At 71.6% G+C, this 22,860-nt stretch carries 20 protein-coding genes and 1 pseudogene; 5 read left to right on the forward strand and 16 right to left on the reverse strand.

Annotated features, from left to right (window positions below; translation table 11 throughout):
• Positions 1 to 77: 77 nt before the first annotated feature.
• From ACTZWW_RS19715 to ACTZWW_RS19730, 4 genes are all read right to left on the reverse strand, one after another.
• On the reverse strand, positions 78 to 782 hold the full coding sequence (locus ACTZWW_RS19715; RefSeq protein WP_444782676.1) for a hypothetical protein: 705 nt from the start codon (positions 780 to 782) through the stop codon (positions 78 to 80).
• A gap of 108 nt (positions 783 to 890) precedes the next feature.
• Positions 891 to 4,082: an efflux RND transporter permease subunit gene (locus ACTZWW_RS19720; RefSeq protein ID WP_444782677.1), complete on the reverse strand. Its 3,192-nt coding sequence runs from the start codon at positions 4,080 to 4,082 to the stop codon at positions 891 to 893.
• Positions 4,079 to 5,470 carry an efflux RND transporter periplasmic adaptor subunit gene (locus tag ACTZWW_RS19725; RefSeq protein ID WP_444782678.1) on the reverse strand — a complete coding sequence of 464 codons (1,392 nt, stop codon included), beginning with the start codon at positions 5,468 to 5,470 and terminating at the stop codon, positions 4,079 to 4,081. The genes ACTZWW_RS19720 and ACTZWW_RS19725 overlap by 4 nt, the downstream gene beginning before the upstream one ends.
• A gap of 121 nt (positions 5,471 to 5,591) precedes the next feature.
• A complete protein-coding gene (locus ACTZWW_RS19730) occupies positions 5,592 to 6,422 on the reverse strand; it encodes a polyphosphate kinase 2 family protein (protein WP_444782679.1) in 831 nt (276 codons plus the stop codon).
• 112 nt (positions 6,423 to 6,534) lie between these two features.
• On the opposite strand from ACTZWW_RS19730, the gene trhA reads away from it, so the two are divergent.
• The 4 genes from trhA to ACTZWW_RS19750 all read left to right on the forward strand — a co-directional run bounded on the left by trhA (position 6,535) and on the right by ACTZWW_RS19750 (position 13,264).
• The gene (trhA, locus tag ACTZWW_RS19735; protein WP_444782693.1) at positions 6,535 to 7,242 is read left to right on the forward strand and encodes a PAQR family membrane homeostasis protein TrhA; all 708 of its coding nucleotides are present in this window, start codon (positions 6,535 to 6,537) and stop codon (positions 7,240 to 7,242) included.
• A 191-nt stretch (positions 7,243 to 7,433) separates the two neighbouring features.
• Positions 7,434 to 9,191: a thiamine pyrophosphate-dependent enzyme gene (locus ACTZWW_RS19740; RefSeq protein WP_444782680.1), complete on the forward strand. Its 1,758-nt coding sequence runs from the start codon at positions 7,434 to 7,436 to the stop codon at positions 9,189 to 9,191.
• Positions 9,192 to 9,201: 10 nt separating this feature from the next.
• On the forward strand, positions 9,202 to 10,308 hold the full coding sequence (locus ACTZWW_RS19745) for an enolase C-terminal domain-like protein (protein WP_444782681.1): 1,107 nt from the start codon (positions 9,202 to 9,204) through the stop codon (positions 10,306 to 10,308).
• Positions 10,309 to 10,330: 22 nt separating this feature from the next.
• Positions 10,331 to 13,264: an FAD-binding and (Fe-S)-binding domain-containing protein gene (locus ACTZWW_RS19750; RefSeq protein WP_444782682.1), complete on the forward strand. Its 2,934-nt coding sequence runs from the start codon at positions 10,331 to 10,333 to the stop codon at positions 13,262 to 13,264.
• A gap of 10 nt (positions 13,265 to 13,274) precedes the next feature.
• Here the strand turns inward: ACTZWW_RS19750 and ACTZWW_RS19755 are convergent, their stop codons facing one another.
• The 11 genes from ACTZWW_RS19755 to ACTZWW_RS19805 all read right to left on the reverse strand — a co-directional run bounded on the left by ACTZWW_RS19755 (position 13,275) and on the right by ACTZWW_RS19805 (position 21,092).
• Positions 13,275 to 14,036 (reverse strand): lysophospholipid acyltransferase family protein, encoded by a 762-nt coding sequence (locus ACTZWW_RS19755; RefSeq protein ID WP_444782683.1) that lies wholly within the window; start codon positions 14,034 to 14,036, stop codon positions 13,275 to 13,277.
• Entirely contained in the window at positions 14,033 to 14,389 is a 357-nt protein-coding gene (locus ACTZWW_RS19760; RefSeq protein WP_444782684.1) for a DUF6481 family protein, read from the reverse strand. The genes ACTZWW_RS19755 and ACTZWW_RS19760 overlap by 4 nt, the downstream gene beginning before the upstream one ends.
• A complete protein-coding gene (locus tag ACTZWW_RS19765) occupies positions 14,386 to 14,577 on the reverse strand; it encodes a hypothetical protein (RefSeq protein WP_029029611.1) in 192 nt (63 codons plus the stop codon). The genes ACTZWW_RS19760 and ACTZWW_RS19765 overlap by 4 nt, the downstream gene beginning before the upstream one ends.
• Before the next feature lie 126 nt (positions 14,578 to 14,703).
• A complete protein-coding gene (locus ACTZWW_RS19770) occupies positions 14,704 to 14,913 on the reverse strand; it encodes a cold-shock protein (RefSeq protein ID WP_444782685.1) in 210 nt (69 codons plus the stop codon).
• Between the two features lie 234 nt (positions 14,914 to 15,147).
• Positions 15,148 to 16,023, reverse strand: coding sequence for a 3-hydroxybutyryl-CoA dehydrogenase (locus ACTZWW_RS19775; RefSeq protein WP_444782686.1), 876 nt, complete (start codon positions 16,021 to 16,023; stop codon positions 15,148 to 15,150).
• Positions 16,024 to 16,213: 190 nt separating this feature from the next.
• Positions 16,214 to 17,149, reverse strand: a complete 936-nt coding sequence (locus ACTZWW_RS19780; protein ID WP_444782687.1) for an electron transfer flavoprotein subunit alpha/FixB family protein — start codon at positions 17,147 to 17,149, stop codon at positions 16,214 to 16,216.
• A 2-nt stretch (positions 17,150 to 17,151) separates the two neighbouring features.
• Entirely contained in the window at positions 17,152 to 17,901 is a 750-nt protein-coding gene (locus ACTZWW_RS19785) for an electron transfer flavoprotein subunit beta/FixA family protein (RefSeq protein ID WP_444782688.1), read from the reverse strand.
• Between the two features lie 241 nt (positions 17,902 to 18,142).
• On the reverse strand, positions 18,143 to 18,721 hold the full coding sequence (locus ACTZWW_RS19790) for a cob(I)yrinic acid a,c-diamide adenosyltransferase (protein ID WP_444782689.1): 579 nt from the start codon (positions 18,719 to 18,721) through the stop codon (positions 18,143 to 18,145).
• Between the two features lie 49 nt (positions 18,722 to 18,770).
• Positions 18,771 to 19,370: an acyloxyacyl hydrolase gene (locus tag ACTZWW_RS19795; RefSeq protein ID WP_444782690.1), complete on the reverse strand. Its 600-nt coding sequence runs from the start codon at positions 19,368 to 19,370 to the stop codon at positions 18,771 to 18,773.
• Between the two features lie 169 nt (positions 19,371 to 19,539).
• Positions 19,540 to 19,728, reverse strand: coding sequence for a twin transmembrane helix small protein (locus tag ACTZWW_RS19800; RefSeq protein WP_029029604.1), 189 nt, complete (start codon positions 19,726 to 19,728; stop codon positions 19,540 to 19,542).
• Between the two features lie 134 nt (positions 19,729 to 19,862).
• On the reverse strand, positions 19,863 to 21,092 hold the full coding sequence (locus ACTZWW_RS19805; RefSeq protein ID WP_444782691.1) for a penicillin-binding protein activator: 1,230 nt from the start codon (positions 21,090 to 21,092) through the stop codon (positions 19,863 to 19,865).
• Between the two features lie 179 nt (positions 21,093 to 21,271).
• Between ACTZWW_RS19805 and rsmI the strand changes: the two genes are divergently transcribed.
• The gene (gene rsmI / locus ACTZWW_RS19810) at positions 21,272 to 22,213 is read left to right on the forward strand and encodes a 16S rRNA (cytidine(1402)-2'-O)-methyltransferase (RefSeq protein ID WP_444782692.1); all 942 of its coding nucleotides are present in this window, start codon (positions 21,272 to 21,274) and stop codon (positions 22,211 to 22,213) included.
• A 70-nt stretch (positions 22,214 to 22,283) separates the two neighbouring features.
• Here the strand turns inward: rsmI and ACTZWW_RS19815 are convergent.
• Positions 22,284 to 22,860: pseudogene (locus ACTZWW_RS19815) on the reverse strand (hypothetical protein); the annotation flags it as partial.

Below are 22,860 nucleotides of genomic sequence, written 5' to 3' on the forward strand. Positions count from 1 at the left end.
CTGATCTGTCAACCATTCATCCGGTCAGATCTGTCAACCTTTTATCCGCTGGACATGTGGCGAGGACGCGCGCGCGGTCACTCTCTCGCAGGCGGGCCCATCCAGGGCACGGCGAGATCGTCGAAGGGGCCGGCGGTGGCCGAGATCACGACGGCGTCGACCTCGCCTTCCATGGCGAAGAGGATGTCGTGGACGTAGCCGCGGCGCGCGCCGTCGCCCAGCGGTGCGTATTCGCCGAGCAGCGCGTCCTCGAGCAGGAACAGGCCCGCGCCGGTGACGACGTCGTCGAGGTCGTCGTCGGCGATGGCCGCGACCTGGTCGGAGACGATCCGCGCGGTGAGCGTGCGCACGTCGAAGGCCGAGTAGAGCTGCATCGCGTCCGGCTCGATCGGCGCGCGCACGGCGCCCTCCTCGGGGAGGATCTCCAGCACCGAGAGCGGGATCGAGAGCATCGGCTCGTCGAACTCCAGGAACGCGTCGAGCTCCACGACGACGGCGACGGCCCAGCCGTCGGTCGTGACGAGAATGTCCTCGACGTCGCCGATGTCCTCGCCGGAGGGGCCGAGGAGGTCGGCGTCCAGCAGGTCGTGCCCGCTCCACAGGCCGAACGCAGCAGGCTCGAAGTCGAGCTCGCCCAGGGGGATGATCCGCGCGTCCGAGAAGGCTTCGGCGGCCTGCGTGGCGGGCGCGACGATGGACTGGGCCTGCGCGCCGCCGGCGGCGAGGGCGGCCAGCGACAGGGCGGCGAGGTTCGTCGATCGGCGCGTGATGAGGCGGCGCATGGGGCTCTCCGGGCGGTGTGGGCTCCTCGGGGGAACCGGGCGGGCGCCTCCACGGTTCCGCGGCCCCTTTCCCGGTACGCCTCTCCGGTGCGCCCTGCAGCCCTGGCGTCAGCCTGCCTGAACGAGCCCCGACATCCTCAGGTATCCCCGCTTGATGCGCCCGAGGTCCTGCGCCACGCCGAGCAGCGCGGGCACGACGAAGAGGATGATCAGCGCCGCGACCATGAGGCCGAAGGAGAGCGTGATCGCGATCGGGATCAGGAACTGCGCCTGCAGGCTCTTCTCGGCGATGAGCGGCGCCATGCCGCCCGCGGTCGTCAGCGTCGTCAGCAGCACCGCCCGGAAGCGGTCGACCGAGGAGGCCACAGCCGCCTCGGCCGGCGCCTCGCCTCCGGCGACGCGCTCGTTGTATCGGTCGACGAGCACGATCGAGCCGTTGACGAGGATGCCCGACAGGCCGAGCAGCCCCACCATCGACAGGAAGGCGAACTGGAAGCCGAGCAGCCAATGCCCGATCACGGCGCCGATGAAGCCGAAGGGGATCACCAGCATGACGAGGACCGGCTGCGACCAGTTCTGGAAGACGAGGGCGAGGATCACGTAGATCGCCGCCAGCGCCACGATGGCGCCGAAGCCGAGATCGCCGAAGGCCTGCGCCTGCGTCTCCGCCCGTCCCCGCACGGCGGTCTCGACGCCGTACTGCGTGCGCAGCGCCGGCAGGATACGCTCGACCACGTCGGCGCGGACCTCGCCCTCCGGGGTGACGTCCGCGTTGACGTCGGCCGTGACGGTGACGGCGACGCGACCGTCCCGGCGCTGGATGAGCGCGAAGGCGGCGCGCTCCTCGATCGCCACGGCGTCGCCGAGCCGCACCTGCGCGCCCGACGGCGTGCGCAGCGTCATGTCGAGCAGCCCCGCGACCGAGAGGTCTGCGCCCTCCTGCACGACCCGGATGGTCACCTCCTCCTCGCCGGCGGCGAAGCGCATGGCGACCGCGCCCTGGTAGACGGCGCGCACCTGCGAGACGACCGTGTCCGCGCTCAGCCCCAGCGCCTCGCCCCGCGGCGTGGTGGCGAGCACGATCTCGTTCTTGCCGAAGGGCGTGTCGTCGGCGATGCCGTAGACGCCCGGATAGTCGCGCAGCCTCAGCTTCAGGTCCTCGGCGGCGGCCTTGAGGGTCGGCAGGTCGGCGCCGGTGAAGGAGACGTCGACGTCCGAGCCCGGAGGCCCGGAGCGGCGGCCGGTGATGGAGATCTCGTCGAGGCCTGGAATGGCGGGCACCGCCTGCTCGAACGCTGCGACCACCTCGGGCGTGCGGATCGTGCGCTCCTCGCCCGGCGTCAGCTCGACCTCCACGGTCGCCATGTTGTCCCCGCGCTTCTGGCCGGCGACGCCGAGCCGCGAGAAGGCGAAGCGCACCACGCGCTCCCCCGTGGCGGCGGCGACGTCCGCGTCCGCGGCCGTGATCGCGTCCTCCACCCGGGCCAGCGCCGCGATCATCGCGTCCTCGGACATGCCGGGCGCGAACATGATCTCGGCGGTGACGTATTCGGGCTCGGGCGTGGGGAAGAAGGTGAACTGCACCCGCCCGCCGGCGATGAGGCCCACCGACAGGATCAGCGCCGCGACCGCGAGCGCGATGGTGGAGTAGCGCCAGGCGTAGGCGACCTGCGCGAGCCGGCGGACCGGGCCGTTGCGGAAGGCGTCGATGCCCCGCTCGAGGCCCGCTCGCATGCGGCTCATGACGGAGGGCCGCGCCCGGAGGGCGGCGCGCGCCTTGGCGCGTTCCTGTGCGGCGAGCGCGTGGCGCAGGTGGGTCGGCAGGACGAGGAAGCTCTCGAACAGCGAGGCGGCGAGCGCCACCACGACGACGAGCGGGATCGCCACGATGATCTGGCCCACCACGCCCGAGATCATGAACACGGGCAGGAAGGCCGCCTGCGTGGTCGTCGTCGCCGCGATGACCGGCACGAGCATGCGCATGGCGGCGCCGTGCGCGGCCTGCGTGGGCGACTTGCCCTCCTCGGTGAGCGTCACCGCGTGCTCGCCGACGATGATCGCGTCGTCGACGAGGATGCCGAGCACGAGGATGAGGCCCAAGAGCGAGATCGCGTTGATGGTCTGCCCTGTCGCCCACATCAGCGCGAAGGTGGCGAGCAGCGAGATCGGCACGCCCATCGCCACCCAGAAGGCGACGCGGGTGTTGAGGAAGAGGAGCAGCACGACCACGATGATTGCCATGCCCGAGAGCGCGTTGAGCGAGAGCGTCTCGATGCGGTCCGAGACGACGCTCGCGCGCACGTCGAAGAGCTGCGCCTCGACCGTGGGCGGCAGGCGCGCCTGCAGCGCCTCGACGTAGTCGAGCGCCGCCGTCATGCTCCGGAGCGTATCGGCGCTCTCCGCCCGCTGGATGTCGAGGAGGATCATCGGCGCGCCGTCGTGCAGGAGGCGCACGCCACCGTCGCGCAGCGCCTCGCGCACGGAGGCCACGTCGCGCACGAAGATGCGCTCGCCCTCGGGCGTCGAGACGATTTCGATCGCCCCGATGCCGGACGGCCGATCCGTGCGTGCGAGCGTGCGCAGCGTGCGCTCGCTCGCGCCCTCCAGCGTGCCGAGCGGCTCGGAGAGGTTCGCCGCAGCGATGGCGCGCGAGACGTCCGTGGCGGTGAGCCCCAGCCGGCGCATGGCGTCGGGGTCGACCTCGACCCACAGCTCGCGCGCCCGCGATCCCGTGAAGGTCACCCGGTCGATGCCGCGGTCGAGGAGCCCGTCGCGCGCCTCGCGGGCGAGGGACTTGAGCGCGTCCTCGGAGACGGTGCCCGAGAGTGCTAGGAGCGCCACCGTCTCGTAGAACTCGACGCGCGTGACGACCGGGCGCTCGGCGTCGACCGGCAGCGTCGTGATCGAGGCGATCGCCTGCTCGACGTCCGAGAGCGCCTTGTCCATGTCGGCGCCCTCGACGAACTCGGCGACGATGCGCGCCGAGCCCTCGACCGCGTAGGACGTGATGTCCTGCACGCCGTCGAGGAAGCGCATCTCCGGCTCGATGACGTCCAGCACCGCGGTCGAGACGTCCTCGGGGCTCGCGCCCTGCCAGGCCACGGTGACGAAGATCGTCGGGATCTGCACCGTGGGGAAGAACTGCGTGTTGAGCCGCGTCACCGCCATCAGCCCGAGCAGCGCCACGCCGAGCGCCAGCAGGTTCGCCGCGATGCGGTGACGCAGGAAGCCGTTGATGATGCCGACGATCCCGCCGCCGCCCGCGGGCAACGCGTCGCGATCGGGAGCGGGCGTGTTCATTCGCGCGTCTCCGTCTCGCCCGTCTCCGCGTCCCGAATCTCGACGAGCTGGCCGGCGGTCGCCGCCGTCAGCCGCGAGGACAGGATGCGCTCGCCGGGCGCGATCGCGTCGGACCGCACGACGACGCCCTCGTCGCCCCAGGCGAGGACGTCGACGTCGACCCGGGCGAGGCGGCTCTCGTCGGTGACGACGAACACGCCGCCGTCGTAGAGCGCCGAGACCGGCAGCACGAGCGCGTCCTCGAAGACGCGGTCGTCGAGGCGTACCTCGACGAAGGCGCCGGGGCGCAGCACGTCGCTCGCGACCGGCGCGTCGAAGGCGGCGTAGACCGCGAAGGAGGCGTCCGCGGCCTCCGAGGCGACGCGGGCGATGCGGGCATCCCGGGCGATCTCGGTATCGCCGGCGCTCCAGATCACGGTGACCGGCCGGCCGACGAGGCCGCCGTCAGGGGCGAGCCGCGCGAATTGGCCGTCGGACAGGAGGAAGCGGGCCTCGAGCCGGTCGGTGGCGACGAGGGTGGCGATGCGGTCGTTCTGCCCGACGATCTTGCCGATCTCGGCGCCCGCGTTGGAGACGAGCGCGTCGAAGGGCGCGCGCAGGACCGTGTCGTCGAGATTGCGCTCGGCCTGGGACACCGCGAAGCGCAGGCGCTCGAGCGAGGCGTCGAGCGCGGTGCGCTGCGCCTCGAGGATCGCGATCTGGTTCTCGCGGGTCTCCAGCGCGGCGCGCGCCTGCGAGACCCGCAGCTCCACGTCGTCGAGGGCGCGGGCGGTGGCGGCGCCGCTGTCGCGCAGCTGGGTGAGGCGGGCGAGGTCGCGCTCGGCGATGGCGAGCTGCTCGGATGCCCGGGCGATGCCGTCCTCCTCCTGGCGGGTGCGGGCCTCGAGCTCGGCGATGCGCGCCTGCGCCTCCGCGAGATCCGCCCGGGCTCTGACGAGCGCGCCTTCGTATGCGAACGGGTCGATCGTGACGAGCGGGTCGCCTTCGGAGACGCGGCCGCCGTCGACGAGCGCGTCCGAGACCGCGATCACGGGTCCGGAGACGAGCGCCCTGAGGTCGACCGAGCGGCCGGCGACGATGCGGCCGTAGGCGCCGATCGTCGGCTGCACGGAGGCCGGCGCCGCGACGACGGCGGAAATTGCGCGGGCGCGCTCGCCCTGGCGCTCGACCGGGACGGTGGGCTTGGTGTCGCGCAGCCAGCCGAAGCCGCCGAGCGCGCCGAGGATCAGCGCGATCGGCAGCACGACCATGACGAAGAGGCGCACCGCGCGCCCGAGACGGGCCCCGAGGCTCGGGGCGCGGCGCGGCGGCGCGTCCTCGCGCAGCGGGTCCCGCTCGTGAGCGTACGGGGGGGCGTCGTCGACGCGCGCGTCCATCGTCTCGATCATCCTCGTGGTCCGGGGGCTTGGACCGTGCTCCCGTCTCCCATACCGCCGTTTCGCAGGTGCGAACAGCACGTGAAGAAACGTAAAGCCACGCCTGCGCCCGGCTGCGGCCCGCCTCCACCGTCTACGTGTCGATCACGTCGCGCGGATCGATTCCGAGCCGGCTCTCCGCCTGCTCCAGCAGTGCGAGGTCGAGAGGCCGCGGGGAGAGGTCGACGCCGTGCGAGAGCGTCTCCACGATCGTCTGCAGAGCTTTGATCCGCCCGGATTTCTTCTGCTCGGAGGAGACCGCCGTCCAGGGTGCGCCGGCGGTCGACGTGCGCCGGATCATGTCCTCGACCGCGGCCTCGTAGTGCGGCCATTTTTCGCGGTTGCGCAGGTCCTCGTAGGAGAGCTTCCAGCGCTTGAGCGGGTCGCGGAGCCGCTCGATGAAGCGCTTGCGCTGCTCCTTCTGGGAGAGGTGCAGGAACAGCTTCACGATCCGCACGCCGTCGTCGCGCAGCATCCGCTCGAAGGCGACGATCTCGCCGTAGGCGCGGCGCCACTCCGCCTCCGTGGCGAAATCCTCCACGCGCTCGACGAGCACGCGCCCGTACCACGAGCGGTCGAACACCACGATCTCGCCGGCGGCGGGCAGGCGCGACCAGAACCGGTGGAGGTAGTGGTGGCGCTTCTCGGCGGGGGAGGGCGCGCCGATCGGCCAGACCTTGAAGCCGCGCGGGTCCATGGCCGCCGCCATGCGCCGGATCGTCCCGCCCTTGCCCGCCGCGTCCCAGCCCTCGAACACGATCAGCGCGCGCTCGCCGGTGTGGAGATAGGCCTGCTGGATGCGCTTGAGCTCCGTCTGCAGCCGCGCCTCCTCGGCGACGTAGGCGTCCTCCTCGATCCGCTCGTTCAAGTCCACGGCGGCGAGGGAGAATTCCTCGTTCACCAGGCGGTTCTCGTCCAATTTCATGCTATGCTCCCCTGGAACGTCGTTCAGGGAAGACCCGTTTCGCTTTTCCTGCAAGCGGGCCGTGGTCGACGCCCGCGCCGGGACCGCGATCGAAGGAGGAGCGCGCATGACGATGGACCGTTCCCCCGTCCCCAACTTCCCGATCCGTCGAGATCCGCTCTACGTTCCCCCGGCACGCGTGAAATGGGACTACAGCCGCGCGGAGCTGATCGCGGACGGGATCGTCCACGCGCTCGGCGTCAAGCTCGCGCTCGTCGGCGTCGTGCTGATCACGCTGTTCGCGGCGGAACGGGCGGGAACGCTCGAGATGACGGGAATCGCCATCTACTGCTTCGGGCTCGTCACCGTGCTCGGCGTCTCGGCCGTCTACAACCTGTACCCGGCCTCGCGCACCAAGTGGATCCTGCGCCGCTTCGACCACGCGGCGATCTACGTGCTCATAGCCGGCACCTACACGCCCTTCCTCACCCAGATCGACGCCGCGCACGCGGCGCCGCTCCTGGTCATCCTCTGGGGCGCCGCGGCGGTCGGCGTGACGCTCAAGCTCGTGTTCCCCGGCCGCTGGGACCGTGCGGCGATCCTGCTCTATCTCGGCATGGGCTGGAGCGGCGTGCTCGGCGGCGAGGCGCTGCTCGAGGCGTTGACGCCCACGACGCTGTGGCTCATCGCCATCGGCGGGGCGACCTACACCGCGGGCATCGTCTTCCACCTGTGGGAATCGTTGCGGTTCCACAACGCGGTCTGGCACGCGTTCGTGCTCGCGGCATCCACTTTCATGTATTTCGCGGTGTTCGACGCGATGGTCCTCGCCAAGGCATAGGTTCCCGCGATCGCCTTCCTCATCGTTCATAGGTATCCATTCCCGATCGCAGCGTATCGGCGTCGACCGGCCTGCCCCCGTGTTGCGGGAATACGGGCCTCGATCTCAGGAACGATCCCATCCGCTGCCTGTTGACCGGCAGAATCGGCGCGCGAGCGCCGCGGCCGAGCGCAGCCGAAGGAGAGGATCCCATGGCATCCAAGACCGCCGCCGACGTCCTCGTCGACACGCTGATCGAGTGGGGGGTCGACACGATCTTCGGCCTGCCCGGCGACGGCATCAACGGCATCATCGAGAGCCTGCGCAAGCGCGCCGACGAGATCCGCTTCGTGCAGGTGCGCCACGAGGAAGGCGCGGCCTTCATGGCCTGCGGCTACGCCAAGTTCACCGGCAAGCTCGGCGTCTGCCTCGCGACCTCGGGTCCGGGCGGCATCCACCTGCTCAACGGCCTCTACGACGCCAAGCTCGACGGCCAGCCGGTGCTCGCCATCACCGGCCTCCAGTTCCACGACCTGATCGGCACCCACACCCAGCAGGACGTCGAGCTCGACAAGGTCTTCCAGGACGTGGCGGTGTACAACGCCCGCGTCATGGGCCCTGCCCACACGCGTAACGTCGTCGAGCTCGCATGCCGCTCTGCGCTCGCCTATCGCGGCGTCGCGCACGTGACGATGCCGGTGGACACGCAGTCCCAGCCCGTGAAGGCGGACTACCGCTCGAAGCGCAACATCGCCGGCCACGTCTCCGACCGCATGGCCGAGAGCGCGCACATCCCCACCGAGCACCAGATCGCCGAGGCCGCCGCGATCCTCAACGCTGGCGAGCGCACGGTCATATTGGCCGGCCGCGGGGCGCTCGGCGCCCGCGACCAGGTGATCGCGCTCGCCGAGCGGCTCGGGGCGCCGATCGTCAAGCCGCTGCTCGGCAAGGGCGTCGTGCCCGACGACCACCCGCTGACGACGGGCGGCACGGGACTCCTCGGCACGCGGCCCTCGCAGGAGGCGCTCGAAAGCTGCGACACGCTGCTGATCGTCGGCTCGTCCTATCCCTACATCGAGTTCTACCCGTCGCCGGGCCAGGCGAAGGCGATCCAGATCGACATCGACCCGCAGCGCATCGGGCTTCGCTACGACGTCGACGCCGCGCTGGTCGGCGATTCCGTGCGGGTGCTGGAGCTCTTGCTGCCGCGCGTCGACTACCGCCAGGATCGCTCCTTCCTGGAGGAGGCGCAGGCGGGCATGCGCGACTGGCGGGCGCTGATGCAGGAGCGCGGCACGCGGCGGGACACGCCGATGAAGCCGCAGGTCGTGGCGCACGAGCTCAACGAGCTCATCCCGGACAACGCCATCCTCACCACGGACTCGGGCACGATCACCACCTGGATCGCGCGCCATGTCGACATCCGCGGGGACATGATGTTCTCCTGCTCGGGCAACCTCGCCACCATGGCCTGCGGGCTGCCCTACGCCAACGCCGCCGCCATCGCCTACCCGAACCGGCCGGTGATCGCCTTCGTCGGCGACGGCGGGCTGTCGATGCTGATGAGCGAGCTGATCACGGCGAAGAAGTACGACCTCGACGTGAAGGTCATCGTGATCAAGAACAACACGCTCGGCCAGATCAAGTGGGAGCAGATGGTCTTCCTGGGCAACCCGGAATACGGCTGCGAGCTCGAGCCCGTCGACTTCGCCACGATCGCGCGGGGCTGCGGCTTCGTCTCCTTCACGATCACCGATCCGGCGCAGTGCGCGCAGACCCTGCGCCAGGCGCTCGCGACGCCGGGGCCGGTCCTGGTGGAGGCCGTCGTCGATCCGCACGAGCCGCCGATGCCGCCGAAGATCGAGCCCGGCCAGGCGGCGAAGTTCGCGCAGAGTCTCGCCCGGGGCACGCCCAACGCCGGCAGGATCGCGCTCACCGCCGCCTCGGACACGGTCCGCGAGATCATCTGAGGTGCGCGTAATGGCCGGAGCCGTCCCCGTCGACGCGCTCGAGGTGCGCGCCTACCGCATCCCGACCGACGCGCCGGAGGCGGACGGCACGCTCGACTGGGACGCGACCACGCTCGTCGTGGTCACCGCGTCCGCCGGCGGTGTGCGCGGCAATCAGGTGCGCGGCATGGGCTACGCCTATACCGACGCGGCGGCCGCGGGGGTCGTATCCGGCACTCTCGCCGGGGAGGTCCTCGGCGAGAACGCCATGGACGTGCCCCGGCTCTGGGATCGTATGCGGCGGCGGGTGCGCAACATGGGCGCGTCCGGCATCGCCGCCTCGGCGATCTCGGCGGTCGACACGGCGCTGTGGGACCTCAAGGCCGGACTGATCGGCCTGCCCCTCGTCGACCTCTGGGGCGCGCGGCGCGAGCGGCTTGCCATCTACGGCTCCGGCGGCTTCACCGGCTACGACGACGCCCGCCTCGCCGAGCAGCTCGGTGGCTGGGTCCGCGAGGACGGGTGCGTGCGCGTCAAGATGAAGATCGGCACGGACCGGCGCGTCGAGGAGCGGCGCATGCGCGTCGCCCGCGACGCGATCGGGGAGGCGGCCCTGATGATCGACTCGAACGGCGCCTGCACCCCGCGCCGGGCGCTCGCCATGGCCGAGCTCGCCGAAGGGTTCGGCGTCGACTGGTACGAGGAGCCCGTCACCTCGGACGATCTCGACGGGCTCGCGTTCGTGCGCGCCAGGCTCCACTGCGGCATCGACTGCGCGGCGGGGGAGTACGTCTTCGGGCCGCACGACGCCCGCCGGCTGCTCGAGGCGCGCGCCGTCGACTGCCTCCAGATCGATGCGACCCGCGCGCTCGGCTATACCGGCTTCCTCCAGGCGGCGGCGCTGGCGGAGGCCTTCGCGGTGCCGATCTCGGCCCACACCGCGCCGGCGCTGCATCTGCCCGTCTGCCTCGCCGCGCCGGGCTGCCGTCACATCGAGTGGTTCCACGACCACGTGCGGATCGAGGCCATGCTCATCGAGGGCGCGCCCGTGCCGCGCGACGGCGCGATCGCGCCGAACGGCAGGCCCGGCCACGGGCTGACCTTCAAGGCGAAGGACGCCGAGCGCTTCGCCGTCTGACCGCACCCGCGAGGAGACCTCCATGACCGCACTCGCCCGGATCGTCGAGCGTACCGCCTCAGGCCGCATCGCCACCGAGGCCGCGCGCTTCGACGGCGACGCGGACGCGCTCGCGCGCGACCTCGCCGCGCATGTCGATGCCGAGGTGCGCTTCTCCGACGGCGACCGCGCGCTCTACGCCACCGACTCGTCGAACTACCGGCAGGTGCCGATCGGCGTCGTCGTGCCCCGCACGGTGGAGGCCGCGGCGGAGGCGGTGCGCATCGCCGCGCGCCACGAGGCGCCGATCCTCTCGCGCGGGGGAGGGACCTCGCTGGCGGGGCAGTGTACCAACACGGCGGTCGTGATCGACTGGTCGAAACATTGCCGGCGCGTGCTCGAGATCGACCCCGCCCGCCGGCTCGCCCGGGTCGAGCCCGGCTGCGTCCTCGACGTGCTCAGGAACGCGGCCGAGCGCCACCACCTCACCTTCGGTCCCGATCCCGCGACCCACAGCCACAACACGCTGGGTGGCATGATCGGCAACAATTCCTGCGGCGTGCATTCCGTCATCGGCAAGCGTACGGCCGACAACGTCGAGGCGCTCGACGTGATCACGCCGCGGGGGCTGCGGCTCACCGTCGGCAAGACGTCCGACGCCGATCTGGCGGCGATCCGCGCCGAGGGCGGCCCCCGCGCGGCGCTCTACGACAAGCTCGACGCCTTTCGGACGAGGCACGCGCGGCTCCTGCGCGAGGGCTATCCCGACATCCCCCGCCGCGTCTCCGGCTTCGCCGATCTCGACAAGCTCCTGCCGGAGCACGGTTTCGACGTGGCGAAGGCGCTCGTCGGGACCGAGGGCACCTGCGTCGCGATCCTCGGCGCCACGCTGGACCTGATCGAGAGCCCGCCCGAGCGGGTGCTGTGCGTGCTCTCCTTCCCCTCGATCCACGAGGCGGCCGACGAGGTCGTCGCCGTGCGGGCGCACGGGCCGATCGCCATCGAGGGCGTGGACGGCTTCCTCATCGACGCGATGCAGCGCAAGCACCTGCACGAGGAGGACCTGAAGGTCCTGCCCGAGGGCGACAGCTGGCTCGTCGTCGAGTTCGGCGCCTTCGACCGCGCCGAGGCCGAGGAGAAGGCGCATGCGCTTCGGCGCGCCTACGAGGCGAAGGGCGTGGCCGCGCGCGTCCTCGCCGCGCCGGCGAAGGCGGCCGAGGTCTGGAGCGTGCGCGAGGCGGGCCTTCCCGGATCGGCCTACGTCCCCGATCGCCCGGAGACCTGGGAGGGTTGGGAGGACACCGCGGTCCCGCCCGAGAGGCTGGGGGCCTACACGCGAGACCTCCAGGCACTCTACGAGAAGTACGGCTACGTCTCGCCGATGTACGGCCATTTCGGCGACGGGCTCGTGCATTGCCGCGTCTCGTTCGACCTGAAGCACGAGGACGGCGTGGCCGAGTGGTCGCGCTTCCTCTCGGAGGCGGCGGATCTCGTCGTGCGCTACGGCGGCTCGCTCTCGGGCGAGCACGGCGACGGCCAGGCGCGCGGCGCGCTTCTCGAGCGCATGTACGGGCCGGAGATGCTCGCCGCCTTCCGCGAGTTCAAGGCGATCTTCGATCCCGACGGCCTGATGAACCCCGGCAAGATCCTCGACCCCTACCCGGCGACCTCCAACCTGCGGCTCGGCCCGCGCCATGCGCCCGAGGAGCCCAGGACCTTCTTCTCCTTCCACGAGGAGGGCGGCTTCGTCGCCGCCGCGGAGCGCTGCGTCGGCGTCGGCAAGTGCCGCCGGCTCGAATCCGACGGCGGGGTGATGTGCCCGAGCTGGATGGTCACCCGGGAGGAGGAGCATTCCACCCGCGGGCGCGCCCGGCTCCTGTTCGAGATGCTCCACGGCGGCGCGATGTCGGGCGGCTTCGCGGCGGAGAAGGTGGAGGAGGCGCTTTCCCTGTGCCTCGCCTGCAAGGGCTGCAAGAGCGACTGCCCGGTCAACGTCGACATGGCGACCTACAAGGCGGAGTTCCGGGCGCACCATTACAAGGGCAAGCTGCGGCCGCGAGCGGCCTACGCGATGGGGCTCATCCACCTGTGGGCGAAGCTCGGCTCGCGGATGCCGCGGATCGTCAACCTGGTCATGCGGATGCCGGGCCTCTCCGGGCTCGCCAAGAGCATCGGCGGCATCGCCCGGGAGCGCAGCATCCCCGCCTTCGCGCCGACGACCTTCCGCGCCTGGCTCGTGGCCCGCGAGGACCGGCCGCGCGACGGCGAGCGCGTGCTGATCTGGCCGGACACGTTCAACGACCATTTCCGGCCGGGCACGCTGATCGCGGCGACGAAGGTGCTGGAGCGCGCCGGCTACCGCGTCGAGATCCCGCCCCGGCGCCTGTGCTGCGGGCGCGCGCTCTACGCCGAGGGCTTCCTGCGCACGGCGCAGAACCTCTGGTTCGAGACGCTGACGTCGCTGAAGGGCGAGATCGCCGCCGGCACGCCGATCATCGGGCTCGAGCCCGCCTGCACCACGGCCTTCAAGGACGAGCTCGTCAACCTCTTCCCGGACGACAAGCGGGCGCGGGCGCTGTCGAGCCAGGTGTCCTACTTCTCGGATTTCGTCATGGCCAACGAGGATCGCTTCGACCTGCCGCGGATCGTCGACGAGGCGCTCGTTCAGATCCACTGCCACCATCATGCGGTGCTCGAGGACACGGCCGAGCGGGCGCTCCTCGAGGCGCTCGGCATCGACGCGCGGATCGCGCCGTCCGGCTGCTGCGGCATGGCCGGCTCATTCGGCTTCGCGAAGGAGACCTACGAGACCGCGCAGGCCTGCGGCGAGCGCGTGATCCTGCCGATGGTGCGCGAGGCGGGCGACGACACAGTGATCCTCGCCGACGGCTTCTCCTGCCGCGAGCAGATCGAGCAGGGCGCCGGGCGCGAGACGCGCCACGTGGCGGAGCTGATGGCGGAGCGGATGGGGCTGTGACGCGCCTCGATCAGGTGCGTCTCGCCGCCTCGAGCGCGGCCTCGGCGGTCGTTGCGAAGTCGGAGGCGGAGAGCCCCGGGGCGATCGCAGCCGCGTAGGTGACGCGGATCGTGCCGGCGCGGCGCGGAGAGCGGCTGCGCCAATAGAGACCCGAATCGACCGCCATCGGCAGGGCCGGGACGCCGAGCGCCTTGTAGAGCAGCTCCGCGCCACGCTTGAAGACGATCGGGTCGGACGGGGCGCGGCGCGTGCCTTCGGGGAAGATCAGCACGGAGCGGCCCTCGGCGAGCGCGGCGCGGCTGTGCTCGATCATCTCGCGCAGCGCCTTGCCGCCGCTCGCCCGGTCGATGACGATCATGCCGGAGCGCCGCAGGTACCACCCGAAGACCGGAATCTGCAGCAGCTCCTGCTTCGCCACGATGGCGACGTCGGGAAACAGCACCAGCGCCGCGAAGGTCTCCCACGTCGACTGGTGGTTCGCGACGACGAGGCAGGGCCCGTCGGGCCGGTGGTCGCGCCCGCGCTCGACGTGACGCAGGCCGACGAGAACGCGCAGGCCGAGGAAGGCGCCGCGCACCCACACCCGCGTCGCCGCCCGGATCGCCGGCCTGGGCGAGCCGAGAAGGGCGAAGACCGGAATCGCGAGGCCGAACAGGCCCGTCCACAGCGCGAGGTAGAGGTCGAAGGCGCGCGAGCGCGCCGTGACCGCGAGTCGGCGCGGCGAGAGCCGCGAGGCGGGGAGCGCCGGGGGAAACGCGCTCGCGGGCGTCACTTGCGGGCCTTGCGTGCCGCGTAGCGGGCGTCGCGCGCCGCCTTCTGCTGCACCAGGAGGTCGGCCTCGCGCTGGGCGGCGTCCGCCTCCTCGGTCGCGGCGCGCTCGCGCGCCTCGGCCTCGCTCGCGACGCGCTCGGCCGCGAGGCGCTCCGCCTCGGCCTTGCGGGTCGCGTCGCGCTCGGCGCGGCGGGCGTCGCGCTCGCGGGTCGCGGCCTCGCGCTCGGCCCGCCGCTGGGCGGCCGCGGGATCGTTCGACGGCGACTTCGCCTTGGCGCGCTCCAGCATGGCGCGCTTGGCGCTCGCGGCGTCGCTCTGGCGGTCGGTGAAGCTCTTCTCGCGATAGGCGCTCATGACTGGATCTCGCTCTCTCGCACGGCGAGCTCGGAGGTTCCGGCCTTCACCCGGTAGGAAGCTTCGCCGGTCTGGTCCGCCGGCATCAGGCGCACGATCTCGTAGCTCTCGGCGCCGCCGAAACGTCCGTCCGGGACGGGGGCGCGCAGGAGCCGGACGCGCTGCCCGACCTTGTAGAGATGGGACATGTGTCTCCTTTCGGCGGCCGGCCGCGCGGCGCGGGCGCCAGTCATCGATGTCGACCGATCAAACACGAGAGCCGCCCCCCGGGGTGAGGGGCGGCTCGAATCGCATGCGCCGGGGCGCGACAGGCCTCACGCGGCCTGGATGTTGTCCACGGCGACCTTGCCGGTGCGGCGATCCTGAGCCGTGTCGAAGGCGACCTTCTGGCCCTCGACGAGGCCACGCATGCCGGCGCGCTCGAGCGCGGTGGCGTGCACGAACACGTCCTTGGAGCCGTCGTCGGGCTGGATGAATCCGTAGCCCTTCTGGTCGTTGTAGAACTTAACGGTGCCGTTCGTCATGAGTCGTATCCAGTCAGATAGTGGCGCGAACGCCGGTACCCGGGGCCCGCGCGGTCAGGGTCGTCGAAATTTCGGAAGAGAAGTCGAACGCTCGTGCGGCTCTGCCGGCACGATACAGCACGTCAAGTCGGCCAAAAGATCGTAGGCCTTAGATAGACGATCGGGCGCCTCGGCGCAAGGGCCAGAGACGCCCGCGAGCGCATTCGTCTTCGTTCGGTGCGTTCCTGCGGTGGTTCAACGCGTCGGGATCGGCTGCTCGCCGCGATAATCGTAGAAGCCACGCTTCGTCTTTCGCCCCAGCCAGCCGGCCTCTACGTATTTCACCAGAAGCGGGCAGGGCCGATACTTGGTGTCGGCGAGCCCGTCGTGGAGCACCTGCATCACCGACAGGCACGTGTCGAGACCGATGAAGTCGGCGAGCTGGAGGGGCCCCATCGGGTGGTTGGCGCCGAGCCGCATGGCGGTGTCGATCGCGTCCACGGAGCCCACGCCCTCGTAGAGCGTATAGATCGCCTCGTTGATCATCGGCAGCAGGATGCGGTTGACGATGAAGGCGGGGAAGTCCTCCGCCACGGTCGTCACCTTGCCGAGCTTGTCGATCAAGCCCTTCGAGGCCTCGAATGTCGGGTCCTCGGTGGCGATGCCGCGGATCAGCTCCACGAGCTGCATCAACGGCACCGGGTTCATGAAATGGATGCCGATGAAGCGTTCGGGCCGGTCGGTCGAGGCCGCGAGGCGGGTGATCGAGATCGAGGACGTGTTCGAGGCGATGATCGTCTCGGGCCGCAGGACCGGGCACAGCGCCGTGAAGATCGATCGCTTGACCTGCTCGTTCTCGGTCGCGGCCTCGATGACGATGTCCGCCGGGCGCAGCGCCGCGAGGCCGACGGCCGGGCGGATGCGCTCCAGCGCCGCCTTGCGGTCTGCGTCGGAGATCAGCTCCTTGGCGACCTGGCGCATCATGTTGCCGTTGATCGTCGCGAGGCCCGCGGTGACGCGGTCCTCGTCGAGATCGTTGAGGAGGACGTCGAGCCCCGCGAGCGCGCAGACATGGGCGATGCCGTTACCCATCTGACCCGCGCCGATGACGCCGACCGTCTTGATCTCCATCAGAGCTTCCTCGTTCATCGATGCGGGCCGCGACATCGCTCCCCGGCGGCCGCGCGATTCCGGCCGGGCCCGGCCGTCAGAGTGCCACGATCCGGCGCGGATGCCCACGGCCTTCGCCGCGGACGATCCGCGCCCGTCTTCCCCGTTGCGGCCCGCGATCACGGGCCGTGGCCGCGATCGCGAGCCGGGCTCACTTGCCAAGTGCGCCATCGAGCTCCGGCAGGATCTGGAACAGGTCGCCGACCAGGCCGTAATCCGCGACCTGGAAGATCGGCGCCTCCTCGTCCTTGTTGATGGCGACGATGACGCGCGAATCCTTCATGCCCGCCAGATGCTGAATGGCGCCCGAGATCCCGACCGCGATGTAGAGATCGGGCGCCACCACCTTGCCGGTCTGGCCGACCTGCCAGTCGTTCGGGGCGTAGCCCGCGTCGACCGCCGCGCGCGAGGCGCCCATCGCCGCGCCGAGCTTGTCGGCGATCGGCTCGATGTAGGTCTTGAAGTTCTCCGTCGAGCCGAGCGAGCGGCCGCCGGAGATGATGATCTTCGCGGACGTCAGCTCCGGGCGGTCCGAATGCGCGATCTCCTCGCCCTTGAAGGACGAGAGGCCCGGATCCTCCGCGGAGCCCACGGTCTCGACCGGCGCCGAGCCGCCGGTGCCGACGGCCTGGAAGGAGGCGGTGCGCACCGTGATCACCGTCTTCGGCTCGGCGCACTTCACCGTCTGGATCGCGTTGCCGGCGTAGATCGGCCGTTCGAACGTGTCGGGGGCGACGACCTTGATGATGTCGGAGACCTGCATCACGTCGAGCAGCGCCGCGACCCGGGGCATCACGTTCTTGCCGGTGGTCGAGGCCGGCGCGACGAGGGCGTCGTAGCCGTCCGCGAGCGAGATGATCAGGGCGGCGATCGGTTCGGCGAGGAAATGCTCGTAGGCCGGCGCGTCGGCATGCAGGACCTTCTCGACGCCGTCGAGCGCCGCGGCCGCCTCGGCGACGGCACCCGCACCCGAGCCGGCGACGAGGACGTGGATCGGCGAGCCGATGGCGGCGGCGGCCGCGACCGTCTTGTGCGTCGCGTCCTTGAGCGCCGCATTGTCGTGTTCCGCGAGGACGAGGATCGCCATGATCAGAGCACTCCCGCTTCGTTCTTGAGCTTCTGCACCAGCTCCTCGACGGAGCCCACCTTGACGCCGGCCTGGCGCTTGGGCGGCTCGGCCGTGCTCACCACCGTGAGCCGCGGCGCGACGTCGACGCCGAGCGCCTCGGGGGAGGTCTCCTCGAGCGGCTTCTTCTTCGCCTTCATGATGTTGGGCAGGCTCGCGTAGCGCGGCTCGTTGAGGCGCAGGTCCGTCGTGACGATGGCCGGCAGCTTCAAGGACACCGTCTGCAGGCCGCCGTCGACCTCGCGCGTGACGTCGACCGTGCCGTCGCCGGGCTCGACCTTGGAGGCGAACGTGCCCTGCGCCCAGCCGAGCAGTGCGGCCAGCATCTGGCCGGTCTGGTTGCAGTCGTCGTCGATCGCCTGCTTGCCCATGATGACGAGATCTGGGCTCTCGTTCGCCACGATCGCCGCGAGCATCTTCGCCACCGCGAGCGGCTCCACGGGGGCGTCGGTCTTCACCAGGATGCCGCGGTCGGCACCCATGGCGAGCGCGGTGCGAATCGTCTCCTGCGCCTGCTGGGGGCCGATCGAGACGGCCACGATCTCCGTCGCCTTGCCCTTCTCCTTGAGCCGGATCGCCTCCTCGACGGCGATCTCGTCGAAGGGGTTCATCGACATCTTGACGTTGGCGAGGTCGACGCCGGAGCCGTCCGGCTTGACCCGGATCTTCACGTTGTAGTCGACGACCCGCTTCACGGGCACGAGGATCTTCATGGGTTGACCGTCCTTGTCGTGGTGCGCTGCGCCCCGCGCCCCGCGCCCCGCCGGCCGCCCGCGGGCGCGGCCTCGCGAGGCGTGAATACGAAGGCGACGGACCGTACAGAGGCGCGTTCTTCCTTGTCAACGCGCGAAAAAGGCCAATCGGTCCCCGCCGCGCGGCCGTTGCTTCAGGCCCGCCGACGCGCCGCGGAGCGATCGTGCGGCACTGGATCGCTGCGCGTCGCAGGTGGTGCCGTCACCGCGTCTTCCCCGGCACCCACAGCACGTCGCCGTCGCCCTGCGCGTTCACCCAGCGGCTCGCGACGAAGAGAAAATCGGAGAGGCGGTTGAGGTACTTCACGGCGGCGGCGGAGACGGGCTCGTCGGGCTTCTCGGCGAGCGCCGTGCACAGCCGCTCGGCGCGTCGGCAGACGGTGCGGGCGAGGTGGAGCGCCGCCGCGGCGGGCGCCCCGCCGGGCAGGACGAAGGAGCGAAGCGGCGCGAGCGCGGCGTTGAGCTGGTCGATCTCGCGCTCGAGCCGCTCGACCTGGCTCTCGACGATGCGCAGAGGCTCGTAGGGCAGGGGCTCGCCGGTGTCGGGCGTCGCGAGGTCGGCGCCCAGGTCGAACAAGTCGTTCTGGATGCGCGCGAGCATGCCGTCCACCTCGGGCAGCGCCGCGGTGTGCAGGCGCGCCATGCCGATGCAGGCGTTGGTCTCGTCGACGGTGCCGTAGGTCTCGATGCGCAGGTCGTGCTTGGGGCGGCGCTCGCCGCTCGCCAGCGCGGTCGTGCCCTGGTCGCCGGTTCTCGTGTAGATGCGGTTGAGGACGACCACGTCCGCCTCCCTGCTCGTGTGGACCCGAGCCCCGAGATAGGGCGTCGCGTCAGAAGGAGTAGCCGAGCCGGGCGCCGAAGTTCGTCATGCTCGTCGGCTCGTCGCACAGGCCGTTGTTCGACAGGTGCTCGACCGAGGCGACGACGCTCCAGGTCTCGTTGAAGCGATATCCGAGCGACGCGCTCTCGCGCAGGCTCGGGCCGCAGCCCGCGGCGACGCCGTCGGCGAGCGCGGAGCTGGTGTAGGCGGCCGCGCGCGTCTCCTGCAGCGCACCGCCGATCGACGCCTCGAGGAACACCCGCGGGCCGAGGTCGACGTTCCAGCTCAAGCCCGCGAAGGCGAAGCTGACGCCGCCGTCGAAGTCGAGGCTCGCGCCGAGGTGCGGGCGCGGGACGAAGTAGCTGGCGAAGAGGTCGGAGGGGGTCAGCGGCTTCTGGAACAGGAGCTCGGCCTGGACGGCGCCGCTGCTCTCCTCGCTGAAGGGATCGACCGAGAAGACCCCGAATCGCGCTTCCGACAGGAAGCCGCCGCGCATGGAGGCCGGCGTCTGGTAGGCGCCCTGGCTCGAGCCGTTCAGGTCCCCCGCAGACGCCGTTCCCGCGGCCAGGAGGCCGGCGAGGGCGGTTGCGGTGGCGATGGCGACTCGCATGAGCTACGGTACTCCTCGACCAGCGTCCTAGCGCCGAATGCCGGCGAAGGGAAGGCGCATCGGCGCCCGTCCGGTGACCGCACCGACGCAGGTGCTTCGCATCGAGCCCCATTGTGGCGACAATCGGGCGACATGTGTTCTCGACATGTGTTCTACGGCGTGGCGTCGGTCAGACGGCGCGCCACCAGATGACGCCCATGATCACGACGATCGCGACGAACTGCAGCAGCACGCGCAGGCGCATCAGCTGCTGAGACCGGTTGGCGCTGCCGCCGCGCAGCATGTTCGCGAGACCGAGCAGCAGGACGACGAGCACGAGCCCGATCGCGACAGCGACGATGACGTCGTCGAAACCCATGGATTGATCCCTCGTCGGAGCCGGCGGCACACGCTGGCCGCCGGTCGCCCGCACTTCGTTGCTGGACGTCCTGAACTAGGGCGCCGGGCCTTGCAGGACGAGATCCGGCCGGGGGACGGCTCGCCGCCGTGCGCTCAGGCGTCGGGCAGGGCGCGCGGGGCGGGGCCGACCACGCTCGCGCCGCCACCGCGGACCTCGTAGACCGCGAGCGCGCGGTCGTTGAGCCCGTCCGCGCGGAAGCGGAAGACGCCGTCGACGCCCGCGAAGCCCGAGCGGTTCGTCAGCACCGCCTCGGAGAATCGCTGGGTGCCCTGCGTGCGGTTGAGCGCCGCGGCGAGCGAGACCGCGTCGTAGGCGAGCGAGGCGATGCGGATCGGCTGCTCGTTGAAGGCCTGCCCGTAGCGGCTCGCGAAGTTCTGGAAGCCGCTCTGCTCGGGCGCGGCGTACCAGCCGCCCTGGAGCGCCGGGAGGCTCATCACCGAGGGCTCGTTCCACAGCCCGGTGCCGAGCGGCTTCACCCGGCTCGGATCGAAGCCCGCCGCCTGGAGCGCGGTGCTCACCGCGACGAGGCCCTGCGGCGATTCGGGGATGAACAGCGCATCCACCTGCGGCGCGGCGCCAGCGGCGACGCCCGCGATCCGCGCGACCGCCTGCTGCGGCTGCCCGGCGGGATAGCGCTCCACCTGCACCACGCGCACGCCCCGGCGCGCCGCCGTCTCGCGGAACTGCGCCTCGACGACGTTGCCGTAGGTGGTCTGCGGGATCAGCGCGGCGATGGCGCGACGCCCGTTCTGGGCGGCGTAGTCGACGACACGCTCGACCTCGGGCTGGGGCAGGAAGCCCATCAGGTAGACGCCGCGGCTCGCCACCGTCGCGTCCGTCGAGAAGGCGAGGACCGGCACGTTCGCGGCCTGCGCGACCTGGCCCGCGGACTGGACGGAGCCCGCGAAGAGCGGTCCGATCATCAGCTCTGCACCCTGCGCCAGGGCGGCCTGCGCCGCGGCGCGCGCGCCCTCCGGCGTGCCCGCGGTGTCGTAGACGGTCAGCTGGATGTCGGGATTGTTGAATTCCGAGAGCGCGAGGCGCGCGGCGTTGCGCATGTCCTCGGCGGCCGCCGATCCCTGGCCCTGGCCCGTGAGCGGCAGGAGCATCGCCACGGGCACGCTGCCCTCGCCGATGCGCTCGCCCGCCGGCGCGCTGGGCGCCGCCGCGAAGGGGCTGTCTCCCCCCGCGAAGGGCGTGGTGCAGGCTGCGAGCGCCAGCGTCGCGAGCCCCGCGAGGACCCCGCGCGCCGACCGGCCGAAACCTCCTCCGCGCGGCGCCGAGACGGCGCGGCGCGCTGCGATCTCCCCGTTCGCCTTCATACGCTACCCTTTCCTCGTCTCCCGCGGTCGGCCTAGGATGGCGCCCGCGCGTCGCGTCGTTCCCGTTCCGCCGTTTCGTGACACGGGAGCGGCGACAACGCAATTTTAACTTAGATTCGCCGGGCCGCGACGGCCGATCCGTCGCCCGGCCCGCCTCCAGCATCCGGACGGATCGTTTCATGCCGCGTCCCATCGACAACCGCACCCGCCGCGTCGCGAAGCCCGGACGCGGGGAGGGCGGCGTCTTCACCGCGTTCGGCATCGCAGCCGAGGCCGAGCCGCTCGCGCCCGGCCTCTACGTGGTGGCGACGCCGATCGGCAATCTCGGGGACGTGAGCTTGCGCGCGCTCGCGACGCTCGCCGCGGCGGACGTCGTGCTCGCCGAGGACACGCGGGTGACGCGCCATCTCCTGGCGCATTACGGCATCGCCACCCCGCTCGTGTCCTATCACGAGCATTCCGGCGAGGGCGTGCGCGAGCGCATGCTCGCGCGGGTGCGCGAGGGGCAGGCGCTGGCGCTCGTCTCGGACGCGGGCACGCCGCTGGTGTCGGACCCCGGCTACAAGCTCGTGCAGGAGGCGATCGCGGAGGGGCTGACGGTGGTGCCGATTCCCGGGCCTTCGGCGATCCTCTCCGCCCTCGTCGTCTCGGGATTGCCGTCCGACCGCTTCTTCTTCGAGGGCTTCCTGCCCGCCAAGAGCGGGGCGCGGCGGGCGCGGCTCGAGGCGCTCGCGGCGATTCCGGGGACGCTGCTCGTCTTCGAATCGCCACACCGCCTGCCGGAGATGCTCGCGGACGCCGCCGCCGTCCTCGGGCCGCGGCCCGCCGTCATGGCCCGCGAGCTCACCAAGATGTTCGAGACGGTGCGTCGCGGGACACTGGCGACCCTGGCCGCGGAGTTCGCCGAGGCCGGGCCGCCGAAGGGCGAGATCGTGGTGCTGATCGGCGAGGCGTCCTCGGAGAGCCGCCGCGAGGAGGCCGAGAGCGGGCTCGACGCGGCGCTCGCGCGCGCGCTCGCGGGCCATTCGATCAAGGACGCGGCGGCGCTCGTCGCGGCCGAGACGGGCCTGCCGAAGCGCGAGGTCTACGCGCGGGCGCTCGTGCTGGCGAAGGGCGGCTGACGGCCGCCGGCAGGATCGGGTGAGGGGGGAGCCCCCGCGCGACGGGCCGCGCGGGGGCTCGATCCGGCTGTCAGCCCTCGCCGGAGAGGACCGACTTCGCCTTCGACCACCAGCCGGCGCGCTTGGGCCGGTTCGGGTCGGGCGGGGTCAGCACGACGGTGACGGGCTCCGCGGGAGCCTCTTCCTCGGCGGGAGCCGCATCCGGAGCCTCGCTCGGTGCCGCGTTCGGAGCCTCTCCGTGAGCTTCCGCGGGTGCCGTGGCGGCCTGCGCGACCGCGGGCTCGGCCGGCGCCTCGGGCGCCGCCTCCGCTGCGGCCTCGGCCTCCACCTCGCCCTTGCGCGGACGGCGCTTGCGCGGTGCGCGCGCCTTCTTGGGCTTCTCCTCGACCGGGTTCTCCTCGGCCTGGGCCTCGGCGACCTCCGTGGCGGCGGGAGCCTCGTCGGCGGCGGTCACGGGGTCCTCGGCCGCGACGGCGGCGGTGACGGCGGGCTCGGTCACGGCCGCCGGCTCGTCGCCGGCACCCGCCTCGGCGCTCTCCGCCGGGGTCTCCCCCTCGTCCTCGGCGCCGCCCGGCAGGACGTCGCGGCGATCGCGCCGGCCACCGCGGCGACCGCGGCGGCGGCGCCCGTCGCGACGGGCATCGCCG

It is taken from the genome of Salinarimonas sp. NSM (genome assembly GCF_052380005.1).
Taxonomy (GTDB): domain Bacteria; phylum Pseudomonadota; class Alphaproteobacteria; order Rhizobiales; family Beijerinckiaceae; genus Salinarimonas.

Coding starts and splice junctions, on each gene's coding strand:
- ACTZWW_RS19715 (WP_444782676.1), bottom strand. CDS start 782: ATGCGCCGCCTCATCACGCGCCGATCGACGAACCTCGCCGCCCTGTCG.
- ACTZWW_RS19720 (WP_444782677.1), bottom strand. CDS start 4,082: ATGAACACGCCCGCTCCCGATCGCGACGCGTTGCCCGCGGGCGGCGGC.
- ACTZWW_RS19725 (WP_444782678.1), bottom strand. CDS start 5,470: ATGATCGAGACGATGGACGCGCGCGTCGACGACGCCCCCCCGTACGCT.
- ACTZWW_RS19730 (WP_444782679.1), bottom strand. CDS start 6,422: ATGAAATTGGACGAGAACCGCCTGGTGAACGAGGAATTCTCCCTCGCC.
- trhA (WP_444782693.1), top strand. CDS start 6,535: ATGGACCGTTCCCCCGTCCCCAACTTCCCGATCCGTCGAGATCCGCTC.
- ACTZWW_RS19740 (WP_444782680.1), top strand. CDS start 7,434: ATGGCATCCAAGACCGCCGCCGACGTCCTCGTCGACACGCTGATCGAG.
- ACTZWW_RS19745 (WP_444782681.1), top strand. CDS start 9,202: ATGGCCGGAGCCGTCCCCGTCGACGCGCTCGAGGTGCGCGCCTACCGC.
- ACTZWW_RS19750 (WP_444782682.1), top strand. CDS start 10,331: ATGACCGCACTCGCCCGGATCGTCGAGCGTACCGCCTCAGGCCGCATC.
- ACTZWW_RS19760 (WP_444782684.1), bottom strand. CDS start 14,389: ATGAGCGCCTATCGCGAGAAGAGCTTCACCGACCGCCAGAGCGACGCC.
- ACTZWW_RS19765 (WP_029029611.1), bottom strand. CDS start 14,577: ATGTCCCATCTCTACAAGGTCGGGCAGCGCGTCCGGCTCCTGCGCGCC.
- ACTZWW_RS19770 (WP_444782685.1), bottom strand. CDS start 14,913: ATGACGAACGGCACCGTTAAGTTCTACAACGACCAGAAGGGCTACGGA.
- ACTZWW_RS19775 (WP_444782686.1), bottom strand. CDS start 16,023: ATGGAGATCAAGACGGTCGGCGTCATCGGCGCGGGTCAGATGGGTAAC.
- ACTZWW_RS19780 (WP_444782687.1), bottom strand. CDS start 17,149: ATGGCGATCCTCGTCCTCGCGGAACACGACAATGCGGCGCTCAAGGAC.
- ACTZWW_RS19785 (WP_444782688.1), bottom strand. CDS start 17,901: ATGAAGATCCTCGTGCCCGTGAAGCGGGTCGTCGACTACAACGTGAAG.
- ACTZWW_RS19795 (WP_444782690.1), bottom strand. CDS start 19,370: ATGCGAGTCGCCATCGCCACCGCAACCGCCCTCGCCGGCCTCCTGGCC.
- ACTZWW_RS19800 (WP_029029604.1), bottom strand. CDS start 19,728: ATGGGTTTCGACGACGTCATCGTCGCTGTCGCGATCGGGCTCGTGCTC.
- ACTZWW_RS19805 (WP_444782691.1), bottom strand. CDS start 21,092: ATGAAGGCGAACGGGGAGATCGCAGCGCGCCGCGCCGTCTCGGCGCCG.
- rsmI (WP_444782692.1), top strand. CDS start 21,272: ATGCCGCGTCCCATCGACAACCGCACCCGCCGCGTCGCGAAGCCCGGA.